This is a genomic window from Thermobacillus xylanilyticus (assembly GCF_907165215.1).
Taxonomy (GTDB): domain Bacteria; phylum Bacillota; class Bacilli; order Paenibacillales; family Paenibacillaceae; genus Thermobacillus; species Thermobacillus xylanilyticus.
This window is the reverse complement of record NZ_CAJRAY010000015.1, coordinates 1-7,618: the sequence shown is the minus strand read 5'-3', so window position 1 is coordinate 7,618 and position 7,618 is coordinate 1. Positions and strand designations below refer to the sequence as shown.

General features: G+C 63.0%; 4 protein-coding genes. All 4 read right to left on the bottom strand.

Going from position 1 to position 7,618, the window contains the following annotated elements; genetic code table 11:
- The coding region (locus KJQ12_RS02515) for a DNA gyrase/topoisomerase IV subunit B (protein WP_213483343.1) at positions 1-1,444 on the bottom strand (1,444 nt) is incomplete at its 3' end.
- A gap of 288 nt (positions 1,445-1,732) precedes the next feature.
- On the bottom strand, positions 1,733-3,595 hold the full coding sequence (locus KJQ12_RS02510) for an ABC transporter ATP-binding protein (RefSeq protein WP_425315950.1): 1,863 nt from the start codon (positions 3,593-3,595) through the stop codon (positions 1,733-1,735).
- Positions 3,592-5,364 carry an ABC transporter ATP-binding protein gene (locus tag KJQ12_RS02505; protein ID WP_213483342.1) on the bottom strand — a complete coding sequence of 591 codons (1,773 nt, stop codon included), beginning with the start codon at positions 5,362-5,364 and terminating at the stop codon, positions 3,592-3,594. Before KJQ12_RS02505 ends, KJQ12_RS02510 begins: the two co-directional genes overlap by 4 nt.
- 274 nt (positions 5,365-5,638) lie before the next feature.
- Positions 5,639-7,618 (bottom strand): dynamin family protein (locus KJQ12_RS02500; RefSeq protein ID WP_213483341.1); only part of this gene is annotated, 1,980 nt, incomplete at its 5' end.

Sequence of the window (7,618 nt, the reverse complement as noted above, 5' to 3'; positions counted from 1 at the left end):
CCGCGAGCCGCGCCTTCTCCGGATTCATCGGCTTGCCCCGGAGCGGCAGGATCGCCTGATAGCGCGAGTCGCGCCCCTGCTTCGCCGAACCGCCGGCGGAATCGCCCTCGACGATAAACAGCTCGTTGCGCATGAAGTCCTTCGACTGGGCCGGCGTCAGCTTGCCGTTCAAGTTGGACGACTCGCTCCGCTTCTTGCCCGAGCGGACTTCCTCGCGCGCCCTGCGGGCCGCCTCGCGCGCCTTCGCCGCCTGAATCGCCTTCTTCAGCAGCTGCTGCGCGACCTGCGGATTCTCCTCGAGGAACACGGCCATCTTGTCGGAGACGACCGCGTCGACCGCACTGCGCGCCGAGGCGCTGCCGAGCTGGTCCTTCGTCTGCCCGACGAATTCGACGTCGGACATTTTCACGTTGATGACGGCGATCATCCCTTCGCGCAGGTCGGCGCCGTCAAGGTTTTTGTCCTTCTCTTTCAGAATGCCGTTCTTCCGCGCATACTCGTTCATGACCCGGGTATACGCCGTTTTGAACCCGGTCTCGTGGGTGCCGCCGCCGCGGGTCGGAATCGAGTTGACGAACGACGCGATCGTCTCGGTGTAGCCGTCATTGTACTGCAGCGCCACCTCGACTTCGATGTCGTCCCGTTCCGCGTAGAAATGGATGACATCGGTGAGCACCGCTTTGCCTTCATTGAGGAAGGCGACGAACTGACTGGCGCCGCCTTCATAATGGAAGAGATCCTCCCTGCCGGTCCGCTCGTCCTTGAGCGTCACTTTCAGACCGGCGTTCAGGAAGGCGATCTCCTGCAACCGCTCGGCCAGCGTGTCATAATTGAGCGAAATGTTGCCGTGGAACACCCGGGCGTCCGGCTTGAACGTCACCTTCGTTCCGGTCTTCCGCGTGTTGCCGATGATTTCAAGACCGGTCACCGGCTCGCCGACATGTTCCTTGCCATCCTTGTCGACCCAATATTCGAACCGCTGGCGGTGAATTTTGCCGTCGCGGTAAATCTCCACTTCGAGCCATTCGGACAACGCGTTCGTCACCGAAGCGCCGACGCCGTGCAGACCGCCGGACTTTTTGTAACCGTTTCCGCCGAATTTGCCGCCCGCGTGCAGCACCGTGAATACGAGCTGGGGTGTCGGGATGCCCGTCTTGTGCATGCCGGTCGGGATGCCGCGGCCGTTGTCCCAGACCGTCACCGACTGGTCGGCGTGGATGGTCACATCGATCTCGGTCGCGAACTTCGCCAGATGTTCATCGACGGCGTTGTCCACGATCTCCCAGACGAGATGATGCAGGCCGGAACTGGACGTGCTGCCGATGTACATGCCCGGGCGTTTCCGGACGGCCGTCAAGCCTTCCAGCACCTGGATGTCGTCTGCATCGTAACCGCGCTCCCGCACGGATGTCTCATCTGCGAATAAATCCAATTGCTCCGCCATGCGCGCCCTCCTTCATCGATTCTCACGGCGTGCCGGATTCGGCTGATTTTGCCGCCTTATCCAGTGCGGCAAACAAGCTTTATTGTAATTCATTATATCCCGTTTCGTAAAGCGGGCCAGCGGGACGCGGGATTTTGGGCGTTTGGCGGGAGCCGCTGCTGACGAAATTTAGTTTACATAATATTTTTTACGTCACAATTTCTGGCGGCAGATCCATGAAAAAAAGACTGTCTCGCGAAACGGCTTAAACCGCCTGCGAAACAGCCCTTTTTACTTAAACCATGCCGTTCAAGCCGACAAAAACCGATATTGCGCCTCGATCAGCCCGTAGTAGACGCCCCGCTTCCGCATCAGCTCGTCGTGATTGCCCTGCTCGACGATGCGGCCGTGGTCGAGCACGATGATGTTGTCCGCGTGGCGGATCGTCGACAGCCGGTGTGCGATGATGAACGAAGTCCGGCCGGTCAGCAGCGTTTTGAGCGCCTCCTGGATCTTCAGCTCCGTCTCCGTATCGATGCTGGCCGTCGCCTCGTCGAGAATCAGGATGCGCGGATCGGCGAGCAGCGCGCGGGCGAACGACAGCAGCTGGCGCTGCCCCATCGAGAGGACGCTGCCGCGTTCCTGCACCTCGGTGTCGTAGCCTTGCGGAAGCTTCATGATGAAATCGTGGGCGTGAACCGCCCTTGCCGCCATTTCGACTTCCTCGTCCGTCGCGTCCAGCCGGCCGTAGCGGATGTTGTCGCGGATCGTGCCGGAGAAAATGAACGTATCCTGCAGCACGATGCCGACCTGCGAACGGAGGCTTTCGAGCGTCACGTCCCGGATATCGATGCCGTCGATGAGCACGCGACCTTCCACCGGATCATAGAAGCGGCAGAGCAGATTGATGATCGTGCTCTTGCCCGAGCCGGTATGGCCGACCAGGGCGATCGACTGTCCCGCCGCGGCTTCCAGGCTGATGCCGCGCAGCGCCGGACGGCCGGGCTCGTATTCGAAGACGATGTTCTCGAATTTGACGTCGCCGCGGATTTCCGGCATCCTCTTCGCTTCCGGCAGCTCGCCGACCGTCGGCTTTTCATCCATGAATTCGAAGATCCGCTCGGAGGAAGCCATCGCGATCAAGAGCTGCGAATACATTTGCCCGAGCCGGTTGATCGGCTCCCAGAAGTTGCCGATGTAGTTCGCAAAGCCCACGAGCAGGCCGACCGTCATCGCGCCGGACTGGACCAGATAAGAGCCGTACCAGAACAGAATCAGCGTGCCGACGGCCGCCGTGATCTCGATGACCGGACCGAACGACTGGTTCATGGCGGACGCCTTGTTCCAGGCCAGCCGGTTCACCGTGTTCATTTTGTCGAAATAGCCGATGTTCGCCTTCTCCTGCACATAGGCCTGCGTCACGCGGATGCCCTGGATGCTCTCGTTCAGGTGGGCGTTCAGCCGCGACTGCTTGATCCGGACGTCCTGCCAGGCGAATCGGATCCGTCTGCGCAGCGAGGTCGAGACGATGAACATGAGCGGTACGGTGATCATGACGGCCAGACCGAGCTTGAAGTTCAGCACGAGCAGCAGGACGGCGATGCCGACGAGCTGAACGCAGTCCATGATCAGGTTGACGACGCCGTTCGTGAACAGATCCTGCAGCGCGTTGATGTCGTTCGTCACGCGGACGAGCACGGAGCCGGCCGGCCGCTGGTCGAAGAAGCGGAACGACAGCTTCTGGATGTGGGTGAACAGTTCGCGCCGCAGGTCGAAAATGACGCGCTGGCCGATGATGTTCGTGTACCGGATCCGGAACACGTTCGTCCCCCACTGGATCAGGTAGAGGGCGAGCGCCGAGGCGCCGAACAGATACAGCTTCGTCAGGCTCGGCGATCCGTCCGCTGGCGCGATCGCTTCGTCGATCGCGAAGGCGATGAGCGCCGGAACGGTCAGCCTCGTCAGCGTGCCGAGCACCATCGTGATGATGATGACCGGCAGCAATTGCCGTCTGTACGGCTTCATATAGCCGTACAGACGGGTGAGCTGCGACCAGTTGAAAGGCTTCTCGATCAGCTCGTCGTCCTGGTAGACGAACCGCTCGTTCTTGATTTTGGCCTGGTCTGCGCCGTTTTCCGCTCGATGATGGTGTCCGTTGTGCTTCCCGCTCACTTCGCGACCCTTCTTTCCGCCCCGTCCCGTTCGGCGTCCGGCCGGTCGGCATATTGAATGTTGTACGTATCGCGGTAATGGCCGGGCACGGCGAGCAGCTCGTCGTGCGTGCCGCGCTGGATCACCCGGCCCTGATCGAGCACGATGATCTCATCCGCATGGCGGAGCGACGAGATGCGATGCGCGATGATGAACGTCGTCCGTCCGGCCATCACTTCCTTGAAGCCCGCCTGGATCTCCTGCTCGGTCTCCATGTCGACGGCGCTCGTCGCGTCGTCCAGAACGAGGATGCGCGGGTTGCGGATGAGCGCCCGCGCGATGGCGATCCGCTGCTTCTGTCCGCCGGACAATCCGAGCCCGCGCTCGCCGACGACGGTGTCATACCCTTGCGGCAATTCCATGATGAAATCGTGCGCTTTCGCCAGTTTGGCCGCGCGAATGATGTCGTCCATCGTATATTCCGACACGCCGTAGGCGATGTTGTCGCGGATCGACGCGGAGAACAGGAACGTCTCCTGGAACACCGGCGCGATCTGCGAGCGCAGACTTTCGATCTTGATGTTGCGGATGTCGATGCCGTCAAGCAGAATCTCGCCCTGCTTCACGTTGTACGCCCGCATCAGCAGCTGGATGATGGTCGATTTGCCGGAGCCGGTGCCGCCGAGCAGCCCGATGACCGAACCGGGTTTCGCGTCGATCGTCAGATCGTGGACCGCGGGCCCCTTGTCCGGATAGTTGAACGTGACGTTCTTGAACTGCACATGCCCCTTCACCCTGGAGGGATCCAGCTCGAACGCATCTTCGCTATCCTTCACGTGAATATGCTGGTTCAGAATCTCCAGTACGCGTTCGCCGGATGCCTTCGACTGGGTGTAGCCGTTGATGTGGAAGCCGAGCCCCCACAGCGGCCCGATGATGTACCAGACCATGCTGAAAAACTGCACCAGCGCGCCCAGCGACAGTTCTTCCCGGATGACCAGCGTTCCGCCGTAGACAAGCAGGATGACAACGCATACATTCGCGAGCACTTCCATGACCGGGAAGTACTTGCCCCACAGGAAAGCGATATTGAGCTGATTTTCCCGATAGTCGTCGTTGCGTGTCGTAAATTTCTCGACTTCATGCCGTTCGCGGGCGAACGATTTGACGGTGCGCACACCGGTGATGTTCTCCTGCACCGCCGTCGTCAGCCGGCTCATCGCGAGCCGCATTTCGCGGAAACCGGGATGAATGACCTTCTGAAATTTCATCGCCACGATGACCAGCAGCGGCATCGACACGAGCGTGACGAGCGTCAGCTGCCAGTGGATCGACAGCAGCATCGCGCCGCCGAAGCTGACCATCAGGAACATGTTCAGAATTTGCGCGAATCCGAAACCGACGAAATTCCGGATCGCTTCCAGATCGCCCGTCAGACGGGACATCAGGTCGCCCGTCTTCGCCGTGTCGTAATATTGGAACGACAGATACTGCAGCTTCTTGTACAGCGCGTTCCGCAGGTTGTAGGCGACGCGGTTCCCCAGCCGTCCTCCCGTGAAGCCGTGCAGAAACTGCATGGACGCCTTCACGATGACAACTCCGACAACCGACAGCGCCACAGCCGGCACCAGGTCGAATTGTTCCGCCATGATGACGTCGTCGATCAACACACGCAGCAAATAGGGTTGGACAAGGCCCAGCGCCGTGACGCACACCAGAGCGGCAATTGACAGAAACAACAGCTTCCGGTGCGGCCAGTAAAAAGATTTCAATTGCCTGAAGACGTCCACTTGGATAGGCTCCCCCGCAATCCCTTAAGTTGCAAAGCATGAATGAATCTTAACAGCTTGCCGTGCCGGGGGCAAACATGGTGCCGTTCGATATTCCGTGTTTACTCTCGGAATCGCGGTAATAAGGAGAACTATTTCCCGTCATTCTTCCGAATCACCGCGGATGGCTGGCGTATTCGCCGTTTCTCTGACATTCGGATGCCGGATCGCCGCGCGGACGGCAAAACCGGCGCCCGTGAATCCGGACGCCGGTTGCGATCTTGCAAATATTCGTTTAAATCGTGATAGAAATGCCTTCATCCACCCGCAGCGCTTCCAGCCGTTCGAGCAGGGCCTGCAGTTCATCCGGACGCGCGGCGCCGGCAAGCGCCGCCTCCGAACTGCCGATGAAGGCGCCGATCTCGCCCGCAAGCCGTTCCGCGGCCGCTTCCGCCGCGGCGCGCCAGGCCGATGCGTATGCCGCCTCCCAGGCGGCGGCCCGCTCTTCCATCCAGCGGCGGATGTCCGGCTCCAGCCGCCGCTCCAGCTCGGCGCGCATTTCGTCTCTTCCGCCCTGTTCGAAGAACTTCCGCGGACTCTTGAACAGACTCCACAGCCGCTTCATGTCGACGGCATCCGTCGTCCAGCCGTCGTCGTCCGGGGCGGCGGACTGCACCTCTACTTCGTACGGCGCCGGATCGAACCCTTCCAGCTCCGCCTTCAGCCGGCTTGCTTCCGCGTCGTACAGCCGCGCCGCCAGCCGGCGCAGCGCGTTGTCCATGCGCAGCGATGTCGCCTGCAGCTCCTGCCTGAGCTCGACGGCGAGCGCATGGCGCAGCTCTTCCCAGCACGCGGCGAGCGCGCGCTTCAGATCGCGGCCGTCGTCCTGCAGCGCCGACGGATGGAACGCGAGGCCGAACATTTCGCCGAACCGGAACGCGACGCGGCGCTGCACGTGGTGCAGCAGCTCGCCCAGTTCCTGGCGCAGCGGTTCGAACGGCGCGTCCGCCGCCGCGGCGCGGACGGCATCGGCGGCATCAGCGGCGCGCTGCTTGAGCGTCTCCAGCCGGCTGCGCCGCACCGCCTCGTCCTGCCGCGAATCGTCGAGCCAGCGCTTGAGCGCCCCGGCCGCCCGTTCGAGCTCCCGATCGGCCGCCTCGAGCGCCATCCCGCCGAGCTCCCCGGCCGCGAAGCCGGCCAGCGCCCGCTCGAACGCGGGCATGCCGGACGATTCGTCCGCCTCGCCTCTCAGCTTCGCGTCCAGCGCGGCAAGGCTCGACACCGGGAACATCCGCGGATGCCGGATGCCGTGCTTCAGCAGGTTCGCCTCGACATGCGCGATGACATCCTTGAGCTCCGCTTCGTCCGCGGCCAGGTCAGCCGCGTTGACGATGAAGAACATCTTGTCGAGCTCGAACTGATCCTTCACCCGCCCGAGCTGCGTCAGGAAACGCCGGTCGGCCTGGGAGAAGGCGTGATTGTAATAGGTGACGAACAGGATCGCGTCCGCGTTCTTGATGTAGTGGAACGCGACATCGGTATGCCGCGCGTTCACCGAATCGGCGCCCGGCGTGTCGACGAGCACGATGCCCTGCGCCGTCAGCGGGCTGTCGATATAAAGATCGATCTCCTGCACGAAGCAGGACAGCGTCTCGTCCGCGACGTACGAGCGGTACGCCTCGGCATCGGCGCGCAGCTGCTGCCCGAGCAGCGGGCCGCAGGACGCGATGCCCTGGCGCGCCGCCTTCAGGAACGCGTAGTGCGGCCGGCCGCCGGGGTGGAGCCGGTCGGGCGTGATCCGCGCCGCCAGTTCGAGCAGCGCGTCCAGATCGTCCGCGGCCGCGCTGCCGGCCTCTTCGCCCAGGCCGAGCATCGTCAGCGAATGGCGGACGTCGGCCGCCATCTGCTCGCGCGTCTTCATCGTGATGCGCGCATGCCCGTCCGGTTCGCCCGGCTCAGGGGCGGCGATCCGGTTGATCGCCGCCGTCGTCGGGTTCGGCGACACCGGCAGCGCCCGGCGGCCGATCAGCGCGTTCGCCAGCGACGACTTGCCCGCGCTGAACGCGCCGAACAGCGCGATCGTGAACTTGCCGCTGGCGAGCCGCTCCGCCTTGGCCAGCATCGCCTGCGCCGCGGACTTCAGCGGCGCGTGCGGCCCCACCAGCGCCGCCGCTTCGCGCAGCCGGGCGGCCGCGCGGCGCTGCGGCCCGAGCGCACCTTCTCCCGGCGCGGGCACGCCGGACCGCCGCGGCCGATCGGCCGGGCCGGCCGCGGC